This is a genomic window from Bdellovibrio sp. MYbb2, from assembly GCF_056175685.1.
In genome coordinates this window covers 1,781,447-1,797,196 of sequence record NZ_JBJKJI010000001.1, presented here as the reverse complement: position 1 = coordinate 1,797,196, position 15,750 = coordinate 1,781,447, and the positions used below count along the sequence as shown (strand labels likewise).

At 50.1% G+C, this 15,750-nt stretch carries 15 protein-coding genes; 9 read left to right on the top strand and 6 right to left on the bottom strand.

Features of this window, described 5'->3' with window-relative positions:
- Window positions 1–74: 74 nt before the first annotated feature.
- Window positions 75–719, top strand: a complete 645-nt coding sequence (locus AC04MQ_RS08680) for a YiaD family glycine zipper/OmpA-like lipoprotein (protein WP_015091793.1) — start codon at window positions 75–77, stop codon at window positions 717–719.
- Window positions 720–870: 151 nt separating this feature from the next.
- On the top strand, window positions 871–1,191 hold the full coding sequence (locus AC04MQ_RS08675; RefSeq protein WP_015091794.1) for a hypothetical protein: 321 nt from the start codon (window positions 871–873) through the stop codon (window positions 1,189–1,191).
- On the opposite strand, the gene AC04MQ_RS08670 is transcribed toward AC04MQ_RS08675, so the two are convergent.
- Complete coding sequence (locus AC04MQ_RS08670; protein WP_475391856.1) at window positions 1,192–1,782, bottom strand: histidine phosphatase family protein; 591 nt, start codon at window positions 1,780–1,782, stop codon at window positions 1,192–1,194. It abuts the gene before it with no gap.
- Window positions 1,783–1,861: 79 nt separating this feature from the next.
- Between AC04MQ_RS08670 and AC04MQ_RS08665 the strand changes: the two genes are divergently transcribed.
- From AC04MQ_RS08665 to AC04MQ_RS08635, 7 genes are read left to right on the top strand one after another with little or no spacing between them, the layout of a single operon-like run.
- Complete coding sequence (locus AC04MQ_RS08665) at window positions 1,862–3,661, top strand: ABC transporter ATP-binding protein (protein ID WP_475391855.1); 1,800 nt, start codon at window positions 1,862–1,864, stop codon at window positions 3,659–3,661.
- Window positions 3,658–4,587: a hypothetical protein gene (locus AC04MQ_RS08660; RefSeq protein WP_475391854.1), complete on the top strand. Its 930-nt coding sequence runs from the start codon at window positions 3,658–3,660 to the stop codon at window positions 4,585–4,587. The genes AC04MQ_RS08665 and AC04MQ_RS08660 overlap by 4 nt, the downstream gene beginning before the upstream one ends.
- Window positions 4,584–5,273, top strand: a complete 690-nt coding sequence (locus AC04MQ_RS08655) for a polysaccharide deacetylase family protein (RefSeq protein ID WP_015091799.1) — start codon at window positions 4,584–4,586, stop codon at window positions 5,271–5,273. Before AC04MQ_RS08660 ends, AC04MQ_RS08655 begins: the two co-directional genes overlap by 4 nt.
- On the top strand, window positions 5,266–6,423 hold the full coding sequence (locus AC04MQ_RS08650; protein ID WP_015091800.1) for a glycosyltransferase family protein: 1,158 nt from the start codon (window positions 5,266–5,268) through the stop codon (window positions 6,421–6,423). The genes AC04MQ_RS08655 and AC04MQ_RS08650 overlap by 8 nt, the downstream gene beginning before the upstream one ends.
- Window positions 6,420–7,664: a glycosyltransferase gene (locus AC04MQ_RS08645; protein WP_015091801.1), complete on the top strand. Its 1,245-nt coding sequence runs from the start codon at window positions 6,420–6,422 to the stop codon at window positions 7,662–7,664. Before AC04MQ_RS08650 ends, AC04MQ_RS08645 begins: the two co-directional genes overlap by 4 nt.
- A complete protein-coding gene (locus AC04MQ_RS08640; RefSeq protein WP_015091802.1) occupies window positions 7,661–8,809 on the top strand; it encodes a glycosyltransferase family protein in 1,149 nt (382 codons plus the stop codon). Before AC04MQ_RS08645 ends, AC04MQ_RS08640 begins: the two co-directional genes overlap by 4 nt.
- Window positions 8,806–9,576 (top strand): polysaccharide lyase family 20 protein, encoded by a 771-nt coding sequence (locus AC04MQ_RS08635; protein ID WP_475391853.1) that lies wholly within the window; start codon window positions 8,806–8,808, stop codon window positions 9,574–9,576. The genes AC04MQ_RS08640 and AC04MQ_RS08635 overlap by 4 nt, the downstream gene beginning before the upstream one ends.
- Window positions 9,577–9,598: 22 nt before the next feature.
- Here the strand turns inward: AC04MQ_RS08635 and AC04MQ_RS08630 are convergent, their stop codons facing one another.
- The 5 genes from AC04MQ_RS08630 to AC04MQ_RS08610 are packed head-to-tail and all read right to left on the bottom strand — an operon-like array spanning window position 9,599 to window position 15,749.
- Window positions 9,599–11,581, bottom strand: coding sequence for an ABC transporter permease (locus AC04MQ_RS08630; RefSeq protein WP_475391852.1), 1,983 nt, complete (start codon window positions 11,579–11,581; stop codon window positions 9,599–9,601).
- Window positions 11,581–12,525: an efflux RND transporter periplasmic adaptor subunit gene (locus tag AC04MQ_RS08625; protein ID WP_475391851.1), complete on the bottom strand. Its 945-nt coding sequence runs from the start codon at window positions 12,523–12,525 to the stop codon at window positions 11,581–11,583. Before AC04MQ_RS08625 ends, AC04MQ_RS08630 begins: the two co-directional genes overlap by 1 nt.
- Window positions 12,522–13,766, bottom strand: coding sequence for a TolC family protein (locus AC04MQ_RS08620; protein ID WP_475392014.1), 1,245 nt, complete (start codon window positions 13,764–13,766; stop codon window positions 12,522–12,524). The genes AC04MQ_RS08625 and AC04MQ_RS08620 overlap by 4 nt, the downstream gene beginning before the upstream one ends.
- Window positions 13,766–14,350 carry a hypothetical protein gene (locus AC04MQ_RS08615; protein ID WP_475391850.1) on the bottom strand — a complete coding sequence of 195 codons (585 nt, stop codon included), beginning with the start codon at window positions 14,348–14,350 and terminating at the stop codon, window positions 13,766–13,768. The genes AC04MQ_RS08620 and AC04MQ_RS08615 overlap by 1 nt, the downstream gene beginning before the upstream one ends.
- Entirely contained in the window at window positions 14,334–15,749 is a 1,416-nt protein-coding gene (locus AC04MQ_RS08610; protein ID WP_475391849.1) for a hypothetical protein, read from the bottom strand. Before AC04MQ_RS08610 ends, AC04MQ_RS08615 begins: the two co-directional genes overlap by 17 nt.
- Between the last annotated feature and the right edge of the window lies 1 nt (window position 15,750).

The window sequence follows — 15,750 nt, the reverse complement described above, 5'->3', positions numbered from 1 at the left end:
CAAGCTGCTTCAAGGATTGCGAACTAACAAAGTTCAGTCATAATTGGAGGCTCAACTTTCAAGGAGTTCCCCAAATGAAAAAGATGCTTTTGATCGGCACAGCAGTAGCAATGATGCTTTCTGGCTGCGCGACTACACAAGAAAACCCAAACACAGCTAAAGGTGCTGGTATCGGTGCGGCGATTGGTGCTGTTGCAGGTGCGGTGATTGGTCACCAAACTGGTAAACGCAACGAAGGCGCTTTGATTGGCGCAGCGTTGGGTGCTGGTATCGGTGGTACCGTTGGTCACCGTTTGGATAAACAACAAAAAGAACTGGCGAAAATCGCTGAAACCAAAAGAACTGAACAGGGTCTGATCACGAAGCTGAAAAGCGACATCCTGTTTGACACTGGTAAAGCTGATTTGAAACCAGCGGCGCAAACCAACATCAACCAGTTGGCTGCCATCATGAAGAAATATCCAGAGAACGTGCTGACTGTTAAAGGTTACACTGACGACACTGGTACTCAGATGGTGAACAACCCATTGTCTGAACAGCGTGCAAAAGCCGTCAGCGCTCAATTGATCGCTTCTGGTGTCCCTGCACAAACAGTGACTTCTGTTGGTATGGGTGCATTGAACCCAGTTGACCCAGCGAAAACGAAAGAAGCGCGTGCTAAAAACCGCCGCGTGGAAATCGAAATCACTGTGGACGAATCCAAAGTTCCTAAGTCCTAGTTTTCAAAAATAAAAAGGCCCGATTCCTTCGGGCCTTTTTGCTGACTCTCAGCACACACATCCCGTGTAAGTTACCACTTCAATTGTTCCCATTTCCCCAACAATAAAACCGTGCCCTACACTTCCTCTAAATCATTCAGAGGAGTTTCCCATGGCATTTGGAATTGTTCATTTTTTCCCGAACGGCACAAAACAACAATACGACGCCACCTTGGCGGCTGTGCATCCGGACCGAAGCACATTGCCCAAAGGTCAGCTGTATCATGCCGCCGGAGAGTCTGACGGTGGATGGACCGTCATCGCGATCCATGATTCACAGGAAAGCTGGGAAGAATTCCGCGATGACGTTCTGATGCCTCGCCTGTCCAAAGGGATCCAAGGAGGCTTCACCACACCTCCGCAAGAGCAGAGCTTTGAGATTTACTATGAAAAAGAAATCCGCCAAAGTGCGGGACGCGAAGCCAGTTTGTAATTAAGTGGTTAGAGGCAGATTCAGTTCACGAATCTGCAACCCCTCACGGCTTGAATACATCAGCACTTGGGCGCAGTCTTTTTGGATTTTAAAGGGACGCTTGGAATTCAAGTCCCAGCGGTGAGCCATTGCCAAGGCTACCAAAATAACTCCCTTATGGGTGACGACCACGGAATCTTTGTGCCGCAGCTCAAGCTCGTCCAGCCAGGATTCCAAGCGATCGGCCACCTGCTGGTAAGTTTCTCCCCCCGGCGGACCAGAGTCCCACCCCTGCCAACCATAGGACGGCGGTGAAAAATCCTGACCCTGACGGATATTTTCTACAAACTCACCTTCCCAGCGGCCAAAATCAGTCTCGATCAGACGGGAATCAACATGAACAGGCCGTTCCGGAAACAAAATGCCGGCGGTTTCCCGCGCTCGTTGCAGAGGGCTTGAGAAAAGATCATAGTGAATCCAACGTTCCGTCAAATTCCACCTGCCAAGATCATTCTTCGCAGCTTCCGTCAGAGGAATATCCGTGCGCCCCTGATAACGATTCAGGTCGTTCCACTCTGTGGCGCCGTGACGGATAAGAACGATTTCAATCATATTGAATTCCCTGAAAAATTTCCCATGGAAAACCCATTGCTGGGCACGTGTTTCATTGGCGAGTATATTGCGCTTTCTTATGTGGTCGCAATATCGTTTTTTACAAAAGGAACTTCTGAAGCAAAAGGAGCTGCTCGCTCTTTGTTGCGTGATTCTTTTTGTGCAGTCACTGCTGCTTGTGGCCTTTCCACTGCCGGTTCGCGTGGCTCTGGATATGGCGCTGACTCCGGGAGCACGTGTTGATGATGTCTCTACAATCCTGGGTGTTGAACTAAGTCATCTGACGATTTTGATTTTTGCGTGTGTCGGCAGTTTGACCATCGGCCTGCTGATGACGACGTTTGAATTTCTGGATGAACGTTTCACCAATCGCAGCATCGTTCGCTTGGTCAATAACATGCGCCTGCAGCTGCTGGGTGATTTGCTGTCCCGCCAGTTTGCTTATCTGGAAAGAAAAATCAAAGTCGATATCCTGGGTCGTGTTTCCGGGGACACTCAGAATCTGGAGCTGTTTGTTTCCACCAGCCTGGTTGTAGCTTTCAGATCCATCCCCAGTCTTTTGTTCGCCGTCGTGTCAATGTTCATCATCAACACGCGGTTTGCTTTTTTGATGCTGCTGTTGATCCCGGCGTTCTATGCTTCGATCACCTTCCTTTCCAAAAAAATCAAACAGCACGAAAAAGAACATCGTTCCCGGACAAATCTTTTTGAACATGAATCTCTGCAAGCTCTGTCGTCGCTGTCGCTGTTAAAGTCCCTGCAAGGTGAAGGCGAAGCCCTGCAACGACTGCAGGACCGCCAACAGCAGATCAATCAAACCTTCCTGCAAAGCCGGTTCTTCACCGCATTACTGAATTCAGTTTTCTCAGGTTCCCGCCACATCATCCGTGCGTTGGTTCTGTTGCTGGGTGGATACGCCATTCTGCAGGGACAGCTGACCCTGGGAAGTCTGTTTGCCTTCGTCAGCTATCTTGAAGCCTTGAACCGCCCGGTGGGTGAAATTGCCAACTTCATTTCCCGTTATGGCAAAGCTTCGGCCAGCCTGGAACGCATCCAAGAGCTAAGTCAGGAACAATCCGCCTTCCCCGAGAAAGACGGCACCTTGTCTTTGCCATCATTGGCAAGCACTGATTCCGTTATGAAATTTAACAACGTGGCTTTTGCCTATGGCGAATCTGCCCCCCTGTTTACCGGCCTGAATCTGAATCTGCAGCGCCGCCAGTTGGTGGCGATTGTCGGTCCTTCTGGCGTTGGAAAAAGTTCGTTCATAAAATTGTTAAACCGTCTGCATGATCCCAGCGAAGGCGTCATCACCCTGACCGGTGTTGCCATCAATGATCTTGCTTTACGTGACTTGCGCCGCCACGTTTGTCTGATTTCCCAGGATCCGTTCTTTGTATCCGGTACTGTACGTGACAATCTGCTGCTGGCTTTGCCAAGCCTGCCGACGGATGAAGACCTGTGGCTGGCCCTTGAAAAAGTGAACGCCACTGAATTTGTGAAGGCCTTGCCTCAAGGCCTTGATACTTTGATCGGTGAATCGGGACTTCAACTGTCCGGTGGTCAGAGCAAACGACTGAGCCTTGCCAGAGGATTCCTGCGGGCAGAGACCGCCTCGGTCTTCGTCTTTGATGAACCCACCTCCGGGCTTGATCCGGTTTCCGCGGCTCACGTGATCAGTTCCTTGCGCGAACTGGCAGACAAAAAAGAATTGGTTCTATTCTCGACCCACCGGGTTTCAGAATTTGAAATTGCGGATCAGGTGTTGTTCTTTGCAAAACACCAAGTGCCTGCTTTGGCTTCCCATGAAAGTCTGCTTAACACCAACGCCACCTATCGCGAACTGACCCGGCAAGAAAGCAACGAGGTGCCGGTATGAAGCACATCCACTGCCGTCCGGTTCGCAACACGTGGCTGAAAGCCCTTTATGAAAACAATCTGGTGGAAGCTTCCACCAGAACCCGCCTTTACGCCGATAAGCTTTACCTGTATCAAGAGCTTGAAAAGACCTTGGGGGCGAAGCTTCATCTTTACCATCCTAAAACTTGGGGGCTGAAGGCGTTCTTGGCCAAATACGACCTGACGTCGCCAGATTCTTTGCAAGACACCGCTCGTATTGAACAGGCGCTGCTTCAAGAGTTCCCCACCGATGTGATTTTAAAACCTGCGGCAGTGATCAACACGGCGGGTGAAACAGGTTTGTATCTGTTTTCCCGCGAATCGATCCTGCAGGCTTTCGAAGATCAAAACAAAGATCTTGTTCAAGCCTGTCTGCGCGAAACTGTTTACGTGTCTTCCCTGCTGGGAATTTTGGCCGGCGGTGAAGAATTCATTCTGCAAGAGCACATCGCCGCTTTAGCTGGTTACCCGGTGGTCACCAAAACCCGTCACTATCAGGAAGTGCGCATTCACACCTTTGAAAACGAAGTTCTTAAAGGCGCGTCTTATTCCCGCTGGCAAAAAAATGAAATCAAAAATTCCCAAGACTTTTATCGCGCGCAGGATTTCGTTCAGGAATTCCTGAATCAGCTGCCGGCAGAGCTGCTAAAGGGTCAAGCCTGGGGGCTGGATTTGTTAATTTTTGAAAACGGCACCGTGCGTATTCTTGAAATCAACACCAACCGCGGGGACCAAGGGCAATGGACGGGCTTCCTGTCCCGTCCGGAACTGATGGGGGCTTACACCCGCATCATCGAAAAGAAAAAAGGTGTTCGCTTTGCGGGCCTTTCAGGCATCATGCTGCGCTTGAATCTCGGAAACATCACCAAGCATCTGAAAAAGAAATATATTGAAGGTATCCGATGAAACAGAAATTCCTCTTCTTCCGCAACGATGATCTTGGTTGGATGCCGGCTCAATTTGAACGTCTGATGGACCTTTTCCGCAAGCATGAACTGACCTTGTGTGCGGCGGCCATTCCCCTGTACTGCAACGACAGCTACAAGAAAAACGCCTTTGCCTCAGATAGAAAATATCTGGAAGTTCATTCCCACGGATATTCCCACCTGGATCACCAAAACCAAGGCAAGAAAGCCGAATTCGGCGATCAGCGTGATCCCGAAAGCGTTCGTCATGAAATGCAAAAGTCACTGGACATGACCCGGGATCTTTTCGGTGATCTTTACTTTGCTGCGTTTACTCCTCCGTGGAACCGTATCGAGGACCGTTTTCTGCCGATCTTAAAAGAAGTCGGCTTTAAAGTTCTATCCCGTGATGGCGACAAGTCTGCTGCTATCGACGGCCTGATGGATCTTAATATCCATGTGGACGTGCACACCTCAAAAAAAGGCAAGCTGACCAGTCCTGAGGCTATCTGGCAAAGTACTCACGCCCAATGGGAGCAGTCAGACCGCTGTGGCATCATGCTTCACCACAAGCACATGGAAGATCAGGACTACGCCGTTTTGGATCTGTTCCTGGCACAGGTGAAAGAACAAAATATCCCGGTCCTTTCCTATAAGGAAATCTGGAACGAGGGCCGCCATGTCTAAAAAGCGTGTCGTCTTTTATTCCCATGACACTTTTGGACTGGGGCACATCCGCCGAACCCAAAAGCTGGCCAATGAGATTGCCCAGAATGATCGTTCGATCCTGATCATCTGCGCGTCACCGAAAGCCAGTTCCTATTCGTCTTCCCAAGGGATTGAATACCTGAACCTGCCGGGATTCACCAAACAGGTCACAGGGCAGTACGTTCCGCGCAGCCTGAATATTCCCATTGATGAATTCGTGAACCTGCGTGCATCTTTGATCTTAAGCGCCGTGCGCGCCTTCCAGCCCGATGTCTTTATCATCGACAAAGAACCGCTGGGCGTAAAAAAAGAACTTCTGCCTGCGCTGGAATATCTGAAAAAGCAGAAGAAATGCAAAGTCGTCTGTGGCTTCCGCGATATTCTGGATGAAAAAGAAGCGGTCCAGGATGAATGGCAACGCCGTGACACGGCGGATTCTTTACGCCGTTATTTTGACCATGTGCTGATCTATGGTGAAAAAAACGTTTATGACTTCGCCGCAGAGTATGGCCTTGATCCGGACCTGGCGGAAAAACTTCTGTATGTAGGTTATGTTCACCCCCAGGAAAATCTGAATCACAGCGATTTCAAGATGCCGTTTGAAAACAAACTTCCGAACGTCACCCTGACCCTGGGTGGTGGCGGCGATGGTGACGAGATCCTGAAACTTTATACGGAACTTCTTTCCCGTCGTGGCAGCGAGCTAAAATTCAATTCCTATGTTCTGACCGGGCCTTTCGCGAACCCTGAATCTGTCAAAGCCCTGCAGGCGATTGAAGTCCGATTGCCTCAATTGAGCGTCAAAGAATTCGTATCAGACAGCTTCTCGGTTTTTCAACAAAGTGACTTGGTCGTTTCCATGGGTGGCTACAACACCATGACGGAACTGGTCAGCATGGGACAAAAGCCGATCATCCTGCCACGAGTAAAACCCCGCAAAGAACAACTGATCCGGGCTTCTGTCTTCCAAAAACGCGGGCTCTGTGACTTCCTGGCCCCAGAGGCTCTGACCCCGGAATCCCTCGAACAGCTGATCACCCAGCGTTTAAGCAGCCCCCGGAAAGCCCCGCACTTCCCGGCCGAAGGCTTGGCACAGTTCCGTGACCTATTCAGTAAAGGCATCTTATGAAACAAACCGCCATCGGCTTTGTCCTAAAAGGCTATCCCCGAGTCAGCGAAACCTTCATCGCTCAGGAAATCTATTTACTGGAACAACAGGGCTTTCAAATTGAAATCCTGTCCATGCGTAAAGCGCGCGAACCGGAACGTCAGCCCATCGTGTCCCTGATCAAAGCTCCGGTCACCTACATCCCTGAATACATCTGGGCCGAGTGGGGTACAGTTCTAAAAGAAAACCTGCGCACGCTGCGTCTGCATCCAGTTCGCTATCTGCGCTACTTGACCGTAGCGTTGACCCGCACCGTGGTTCAACGTGACGACAGCCCGATCAAACGCTTTTTGCAGGCGGGCTGGTTGATCTCTAAAAAGAATCTGGGCACCGACAGGTCCCCTATTCATCATTTACATTCACATTTTGCGCACACTCCGACCGAACTGACCTGGTACATGTCCCGCGTTGCGGGGCTTAAGTATTCCATTTCTGCTCATGCCAAGGATATCTACACCATTTCTGAAAAAGAACTGGTCGAACGCATCAACAGTTCTGAATTCATTATGACCTGCACCAGCTATAATCATGAATTCATGCAAAAGCTTCCGGCCGTGCAACCGCAAAAGGTTCACAAGGTCTATCACGGCATCAATCTGGAATCCTTCAAACCGACCTTTGCGAAAAGCTATTCCACAGAAGAACTGTCCCGCTTTGTCAGCGTCGGCCGTCTGGTCGAGAAAAAAGGCTATGACGTCATCTTCACTGCCCTGCAGGCTTTGAAAAAAGACGGCGTGAAATTCAGCTATGACATTTACGGTGCCGGTGAAATGAAAAAAGAATTGCTGGCCCTGCGCGAGCAGTTGAATCTGGAAACTGAAATTCAGTTCCATTATACCGCCACCCATCCGCAGATCATTGAGCGCTTCAATCAGGGTGGTATTTTTATCTGCGGATCAAAGCTGACGGCCAGCGGGGATCGCGATGGTATTCCAAATACCGTGGCCGAAGCCATGTCGATGGAACTTCCAGTTATTGCCACCAATGTGTCGGGCATTCCCGAACTTATCACCCACGGCAGTGACGGCCTTTTAATCGCAGAAAAAGACCCGGTGCAATTGACTCAAGCCCTGAAGGACTTGCTTCAAAACACCGAAAAGGCCCGCAGTCTGGGACTGGCCGCCCGTCAAAAAGTGGCGCAGGTCTTTGACAGCTCAAATCTGATCAATAACTGCTCCCGCCTGCTGGGACCTTACCGATGACGAAACCTCGTCTGCTGTTTTATTGTCAGCATCTGTTGGGCATCGGGCATTTGACCCGGTCCCTGGCTATTTGCGAAGCGCTGAATGAAGACTTTGAGGTTCACTTCCTGCAAGGCGGACCGGATGTTGGAAAAACACTGAAGCACCCGTCCTTTCATCATCATTTTTTGACACCGCTTTTGATGCGCGAATCAGATTGCAGTCTGTATGACCCGGCCGGCGTCAAAACCGCTGAAGAAATCTTTCAAGAGCGTCAACAGTCTATCAACACCTTGCTAGGTGATCTGCCTTTTGCCGCGGTGATCACCGAACTGTTCCCGTTTGGGCGCAACAAGTTCAAAGGTGAAGTCATGGATCTGATCCAGAAGGCCCGTACGGTCAATTCGATGGTGCACGTGTCCTGTTCGATTCGCGATATCCTGGTTGAAAAAAAGGACTCGGTCGAACGTGAAATGAAAATGGTCCGTCTGGTTGAAGAAAACTACGACGCCGTCTTTGTTCATTCCGACCCGCAGATTCTGCGCTTTGAAGAAACGTTTTCCCAGGCAACCCGTCTGCAAGAAAAATTATGCTACACAGGTTTCGTGACTGAAAGTCCGAAGGCCAAACACAGCTTAGGCCGCCGCAACGAAATTCTAATCAGCATGGGTGGCGGCGTTGTCGGTGATGAGCTGGTGTTGGCGGCCCTTGAAATCATGCCGTCCCTGCCGGAATACCTGTTCCGGGTGGCACCGGGGCCTTATGCCTCTGAAGCACTGAAGAAAACTCTTGCCGAAAAAGCGGCGAACAATCCGCAACTGCGAATTGAACCCTTCTTGAACAATTTCGAGGAAGAGCTTTCGCAGGTCGCCCTTTCCATCAGTCTTGCTGGCTACAACACCATGATGAATATCCTCAACACCCGCACGCCGGCTTTGGTGTATCCATACATGGCCAACATTGAACAGAATCTGCGCGCGACCCGTATGGCCGATCAGGGTCTGCTATCGGTGATCTATGAAAAGGATCTGACCCCGGCAGATCTGCTTAAGAAAGTAAAAAATCAACTGCAGCACCAATGGCCTTCACTTGAAGTCGGTCTGAAAGGTGCTAAACAAACATCGAAGTTGTTATCGAATATACTTCAAGAAAGGACGAATTCATGATCCGTCTTCTTTTGCCTCTGGTACTTATTTCAGGACAAGCTTTGGCGCTGGGCCAAAGGCTTCCAGATGAAGGGGCCCCCGTATTTATTTCTGACTTTGAAAAAGGCGGCTTTAAAGGCTGGGATATCAAACGCATTCCGCAGGATCATTCTGCCGAAATCCAAAGTGACGTGGTTCGCTCTGGCAGCAAAGCTGTGCGCTTTGAACTGCGCAACAACGAAAATGTTTCAGGCGGCTTCCGCTCGGAATTGCGTGATCCCTACTTTGCACCATTGTTCCAGGACACATGGTACCACCTGTCGGTGTTCGTGCCTGAGCACTTCCCGATGACTGTGACTAACTCTTGCGTCTTTGCCCAGTGGCATGATCAGCAAGATCCAGGGGATGGCGACCGCAATCCGCCAATTGCCATTCGTCTGCGTGGCACGGGACAACTGCATATTACGGCTCGCTACAATGCCGAAAAAATCCAAAATGGAAAACCGGGACCTGAAGTGTTGTTGTATGAAGACGTCCGCTTCCAACGAAATGAATGGAATGACTTTATCGTGCGTGTTCACTGGTCCTATCTGAATAACGGCCAGGTGCAGATCTGGAGAAACGGAAAAATGATCGTCGATTACCGTGGCCCGATTGGCTACAACGACGACAAAGGACCTTACTTCAAGATGGGTGTTTACTGCCGGGAAACTCCGGTGGAACCTTTGGTCGCTTATCACGACAACTATCGTCGCGCACCGACATCAACTGAATTGAAACTGAAATAGAGATTTGAAAGAACAGGCCCGGCTATTCGTAGCGCAGGGCCTCGATGGGTGACAGCTCGGAAGCTTGTTTCGCCGGCCAAAGTCCAAAGACCAGACCCACCACAAACGAAAACACAAACGCCACCACAACAGAACTCATCGAAAATAACGTCGCCCAATCCAGCAGCTCGCCCGCCGCGACAGATAATAGATATCCCAGAACGGTCCCAACGACTCCGCCGAACAGACCGATCAATACGGATTCCACCAGGAACTGAGACAGAATATCCAGACGCTTGCCACCAATGGCTTTACGCAAACCCACTTCCCGGGTGCGTTCTTTCACGGATACAAACATCACGTTCATAATACCGATACCTCCCACCAGCAACGCCACGACTGAAATCGCCTTTAACATGGACGAAATAATGCCTGTGGACTGGGTGTACAGTTCCTGGATGTCGTTCATATTGCGAATGTCGTAATTGCGAGCTTCACCGTTTTTAATCTGACGATGGGAATACATCCATTCATCAACAACGTATTCTGCCCGCTTCATCGCCGGCCCCGAATCCGCCGCTTCTATTGTCATCACAGCAACACTGCGACGGCCCAACAAACGGTGCATGCCCGTTTTCAAAGGCACGATCAAAAGATCATCACGGTCTTTGTAAGCCGTCGCCCCTTTTCGCGGAAGCAGTCCAATAATCTGATAATCAGCGCGATTGATACGAAGGATAGCCCCCACCGGGTTGCGATCCCCAAAAAGATTCTGGGCCGTGGTCTGGCCAATTAAAGCCACACGCGCCTGCAAACGGTTTTCATCATCGGTAAAGAAGCGCCCCATCACCGGAATAAAATTCTGCATGGCCTCGATAGAAGGTGTCGCCCCCATCAGTTCCACCACGGCATTTTTATTCCCGTAAGACGCCGTCACGTCCCCGTAGACCTGCGCATCGACGCTCTTGATTGCAGGCACGCTGCGCGAGAACTGTTCTAAAGACTCATAGTCATGCAATTCGAATTTGCGTAAGCTTTCGCTGGCCCCTTTGGCGCTTTTGGGATTTACCGCGCGCACGTTCAGAATATTAGTGCCCAGGGATGAAATCATATCACCAACAGCTTTTTTAGCCCCTTCCCCGATAGCGACCATCGCCACAAATGAGGCAATGCCGATCATCACTCCTAAAGTAGCCAAGCTGGTACGCAACAAATTCAAGGTCAATGACACCCAGGCCATGCGAAGGTTTTCACGCAAGCGTTTCCACTGAAATCGCTCTGCGCGTTCTTTCGTCGCAATGACTTCCGGATTTTCACAGCGAATGCGGGGTTCTTGCAGGGTTTCATCCCCAACCACCAGACCGTCTTTGATTGTGATCAAACGACGGGCTCTTCTAGCCACTTCCGGTTCGTGGGTGACCAGAATGATGGTTACACCTTTTTTGTTCAAATCATCCAGCAGGCCTAAAACTTCTTCTGTCTGCTGGGATGAAATATTCCCGGTCGGTTCATCGGCAAAAATAATTTTGGGATTGTTCGCCAAGGCACGGGCAATTGCCACGCGCTGCTGCTGACCACCGGACAACTGATGCGGCCGGTGGGTCAAACGGTGCCCCAGATCAACGGCTTTTAAAAGCTCAATCGCGCGCTCCTGCGGATTTTCGCCACCGGAATAAATGATTGGCAAAGCCACATTGTCTATACAGGTGGATCTTGGCAGCAGATTGAAGAACTGAAAAACAAAACCAATCAGATTCGACCGCAGTTCCGCCAACTGATCGTCATCCAGACCGTCAATGTTCTGACCATTCAGATGATAGTCTCCACCTGTGGAACGATCCAACAAGCCCAGAATCTGCATCAAAGTGGACTTGCCTGATCCCGAAGGACCCATGATCGCCACGAATTCGCCCTGGTGAATATCCAAGTTCACACCCGCAAGGGCTGAAACCTCAATAGACTCCCCTTCACCGACTTCGGTGACGTATTGTTTCTTGAGATTGCGAACAGAAATCAAAGGCTTCATTATTTCTTCTTGGCCCCTACGCTGAATGGCAGACTTTTGCTGTCATTTTCATATGACAATGGCTTGTACAAAACCTGATCTGCAACGGTCAGACCCGCCAAAACTTCGACGGACTCGCCGTTGGATTCACCCAAAGTGACTTCCCGTTCAACATGTTCACCACCCGGGCCAACCAATTGCAGCTTCACGGTTGTGTTTTTACGTCCTTCAGACAGCCAGCTTGGCAACAGCAGGGCATTTTCTTTTTTCGCAATCAGATAGTCCACGCTGGCTGACATGCCGGATTTGATTTTATCCGGGAAGTCGGTGGAGGCCGTGATGAACACGTCATAAGTGGTCACATTGTTAGTCACCGTGCTTTGCTGGCCAATGCGTTCCACCACCCCGCTAAAGCGCTCGCCCCCGTAGGCATCAATTCCCACTTCCACGGTTTGACCGACATGAACTTTGGCAATATCGGTTTCATCCACCTTCGAGATCACAATCAGAACGTCAGAAATCTCGAATAAGGTATTTTCCTGAGTCACCGACTGACCTTGATTCACACTGCGCAGAACCACAGTCCCCGTCGCTGGAGCCAGAATCGGTGTAGGACGATACATTTCTTGCAGACGCGAGCGTTCTTCGGCAGGGATGCCCTGGTGCAGGGAGTCCATCAACGCCACCCGGTCACTGGAACTTAAAAGTGCCAGTTGCTGCCCTTTACGGACCTTGGCGCCTTCTTCCACTACAACACGGTCCACACGACCCGCGATCGGAGTGTTCACCACGACTTTGTTTTTCGGAGTCACAGAACCATTGGCTGTGACTTTCACCACCAGTTCTCCGGTGCTTGCGGTCAGCACCTTCCAGGCACTTCTTTCGGAAGTGCGGGAAAACTTATACCCGGCAAAAAGCAAAAGAGCGACCGTTGCCACTCCTGCCATAATCAATGTTTTTTTCACTGTTCCTCCGTTACGGCCAACAGTCTTTCAAGTTCTATGCGACTTTCCAGGGTATCGCGCAGACTTTGCAGATAATCGCGTTCACCGGTGATCATTTTGGTCTGTGCCTGATCCCAGTCCGAGTATTTGCGAACACCCAGTCGATACTGTCTTTCAACCGTTCGCGACCACAGATGAGTCGCTTTGACTTCAAGTTCTTTAGCTTTTAGATATTTAAGATTCGCACCGAAAAGACTGCGCGCTTTTTCAACATTTCTCTGCAAATGCGTGCGCGCGTCCTTCAGATTGAATTCCCGGGACAGTGCCACGGCCCGGCTCTGTCCTGAGCGATTGACGGTCGAAAAACCCTCAAACAACGGAAGGCTTAAAGTCAGACCGTACTGGTTTTCCTGCACTGTTGATTGGTCTTCGGGTTTTGCTTTCGCCCACTGCACACTGGCCTTCAAAGATGGCAAATAGCCGGACTTCTGAATCGCGGAATCAGCCCACGCTTCATCCACCTGATCTTGCAACAGCATCAGACGCGGGTGATTGTCCGTCAGTGGAGTGTTGATTTGCGAATTTAGCAGCACATCAATGTCGTCGACCCATTTCGTGTCTATAGGCAGACTTTCCCCCAACAAGGCTTCGATTTCAGCCATTGCCGCGACATAGTTCTGATTTTCCAAAGCCAGGGTGGCTTTGGTGATTTCAACATTGGCCCGGGACAGTTCCACTGACCAAAGGGCTTCAACTCCATTATTGTATTTGATTTGCACCACCGAGGTTTGATCCTGCTGCAAACGCAAAAGTTTGTTCCATGTTTCTGTCGCGCGCTGGGAAATCAAAATACGCAACAGAGCCCGGCGAAGAGTGTAGCGGACTTCGGCTTTCTGTTCTTGCAGCTGGGACAGGCTTTGACGTTCCTGGAAGGAATACTTTTTAACTGTATTATAGGTAGAAAAACCATTGAACAGATTCCAGTTCGCTTTCACTCCATAGGTGTCAGTGGTAATATCAGACCCCAGAAGTCCGCCCTCCTGCTCTTGGCGGGTGCGGTCGGCAAAAAGGTACACTGACGGCAGGAAGTCAGACTTTGCGGCGTCTTTTTGATAAGAGGCTGCTTCTTTCTGTTTTTCAAAGGCTTGAATTTCTGCGTTCTGAGAATAGGTTTTTTTCAACAACGTCGACCAATCCCAGACGACCGCCGCCTGGGATACAGAAGAAATCGTCAATAAAAGGACCAGAACCGCTTTAGTCATCAAAGAGTTTCATCCTCTACCAAAGTAAAATCACCCTGCAGACGAACCGTCGGCATCAGAAAGCCTTTTTTATAAGTGATACTGATCCCCGACCAGACAAAGCGACCTTGAAATTTCGCCAGCAGCGCTTCACGCTGAACTGGATCCAGCGTCACAAAGAAACGAATGGATTGAACGCCATCAGCCTGTTCACCGAAAGAGTCCGGGGACAGCGAATACACCGCACGTCCATTGACGTTGGCTTCGCGAGTCAGCCAATGGGCGCCGACTTTCAGTGTTTTACCAACAGGATGGCCAAGCAGCACAGTTTCATCAAACAATTGAACTGGCATTGGCAGATTAAAAGTGAACTTTTTAAGCCCGTATTTATGGGTGCAAGCCTTGATACGCAGACGGGTTTGCACTTGATTCGCCGCCGGCTCTGCAAAGGACATATTCAACTTGCTGCTAAGGGATTCACCGTCTTCAGTGCAAGTATCCGCGATAAGATCATTTTCTTTCAAAAAATACTTATATACCGGAGTGGCCATCGCCATTCCCGGCACCACCAACAGAGCCAAAGCAAAATTAAACGTTTTCAGCATTGTGGCCTCCTTGACGTTGAATCAGCCCCTGCAGGCGCCGCCAGTTAATAAAGAAGAAATCACGAGGGAAGACCGGCAAAGCGCGGATGACTTCGCTGGATACGGTGTTGTTACGATAAAGCAAAGTTGGAATCCATTTTCGGGCCGCGACTTCATCAAACGTCGTGTTTGGCAGCGGATACACACGCAAGCCTTCCACGGGATGACGAGGATTCAGCAAAAGCTCACGGTAAGTCAGCACGGTGCTGAATTCCAGATAGCCCTTGTGATCAAAGCCTTCAATCCCCGCTTGAGTCAAAACCCTGACAATCCCCTGATTGCAATTGTTCTTAAGCAAGCTGAACTTTTCTTTCGCCGAACCTTGTGCCGCCGCCAGATTTTCCAGAATGACCAACAAAGTGTCCACTTTGTCTTTGGCCACCATCAAGGTCACACCCACCGACATCGGGGCAATATTCTGATCAGCAAACAAACGCAGCTGCTTGCGGAAGAAAGGATTATTAAAGATAAATGCACGGGCCGTGTTAGCACCCTGATTGTGGGCTTTCCAGCCCGTAGCGGAAAGTTCAAACAGACGACGTCCAATACGCAGGGTGGTGTGCCCCAGCGGACGCCAAAACGGATGATAATTCAGCTCAATCGGAACCAACTGGTTACCAAGAGCCGCCGCGATCAGTTCTTCGTCTTTTTCAAAGCGTTTTTCTGCGGGAGTTCGCCCCGTAATCTGGAAGGAAAGCTCCTGCCCGGATTCACCGAAAATGCTGAAGGATTTTTTCTGAGTCGTCCATTCACCTGCCGCCGGGCTTACAAGGACTCCCCCATCGGCCAATTCAAACTTTCCAAGAAGCAGACCGGCTTCAAAGGATTGCATATGCAGATCCGCCAGCTTCCCGGTCACATCGAAAACGACGGCCAGGCCTTTGGCTTCTTTGTTTTTTAAAACCAAGGCGCGCAGGATTTCAGACTGCCCGGGACGACGCAAAGACACCATGCGGGTTTCCATGCGCGTGTACTTTTCAAACATCTGCTTTGCCGTAAGACTTAAAAGCACATCCAGGCAACCGACTAATGAATCCGGAGAATCAAAATAGTGATGCTCGCGAACCACGGCCGGACGGTTTTTAAGACCCAGAGTCTGCATCAAACTTTTCACGCTGAAAGCCAAACGGACTTTTGCAAGAACTTTATTCACCTGCGGCAGAGTCAATGCTTCCGGACCAGATCCGGTCACTTTACGAACGAAAGATTCTGACCAAATCGCGTTGCGATCATAGATCACGTGAACGGAGCCCTTGGCGGAATGGAAGAAGCTCACCTTGGCGTAAGCGCCAAGATTTTGCTGCTTATCAAATACAGCCTTGCAGGTTCCGTCAAAAATATGACTTTGAGATCTTGTCAAC

What these genes read in the sequence shown, in the direction of transcription:
- AC04MQ_RS08680 (WP_015091793.1), top strand. Translation starts at nt 75, where the DNA reads ATGAAAAAGATGCTTTTGATCGGCACAGCAGTAGCAATGATGCTTTCT.
- AC04MQ_RS08675 (WP_015091794.1), top strand. Translation starts at nt 871, where the DNA reads ATGGCATTTGGAATTGTTCATTTTTTCCCGAACGGCACAAAACAACAA.
- AC04MQ_RS08670 (WP_475391856.1), bottom strand. Translation starts at nt 1,782, where the DNA reads ATGATTGAAATCGTTCTTATCCGTCACGGCGCCACAGAGTGGAACGAC.
- AC04MQ_RS08665 (WP_475391855.1), top strand. Translation starts at nt 1,862, where the DNA reads ATGTGGTCGCAATATCGTTTTTTACAAAAGGAACTTCTGAAGCAAAAG.
- AC04MQ_RS08660 (WP_475391854.1), top strand. Translation starts at nt 3,658, where the DNA reads ATGAAGCACATCCACTGCCGTCCGGTTCGCAACACGTGGCTGAAAGCC.
- AC04MQ_RS08655 (WP_015091799.1), top strand. Translation starts at nt 4,584, where the DNA reads ATGAAACAGAAATTCCTCTTCTTCCGCAACGATGATCTTGGTTGGATG.
- AC04MQ_RS08650 (WP_015091800.1), top strand. Translation starts at nt 5,266, where the DNA reads ATGTCTAAAAAGCGTGTCGTCTTTTATTCCCATGACACTTTTGGACTG.
- AC04MQ_RS08645 (WP_015091801.1), top strand. Translation starts at nt 6,420, where the DNA reads ATGAAACAAACCGCCATCGGCTTTGTCCTAAAAGGCTATCCCCGAGTC.
- AC04MQ_RS08640 (WP_015091802.1), top strand. Translation starts at nt 7,661, where the DNA reads ATGACGAAACCTCGTCTGCTGTTTTATTGTCAGCATCTGTTGGGCATC.
- AC04MQ_RS08635 (WP_475391853.1), top strand. Translation starts at nt 8,806, where the DNA reads ATGATCCGTCTTCTTTTGCCTCTGGTACTTATTTCAGGACAAGCTTTG.
- AC04MQ_RS08630 (WP_475391852.1), bottom strand. Translation starts at nt 11,581, where the DNA reads ATGAAGCCTTTGATTTCTGTTCGCAATCTCAAGAAACAATACGTCACC.
- AC04MQ_RS08620 (WP_475392014.1), bottom strand. Translation starts at nt 13,766, where the DNA reads ATGACTAAAGCGGTTCTGGTCCTTTTATTGACGATTTCTTCTGTATCC.
- AC04MQ_RS08615 (WP_475391850.1), bottom strand. Translation starts at nt 14,350, where the DNA reads ATGCTGAAAACGTTTAATTTTGCTTTGGCTCTGTTGGTGGTGCCGGGA.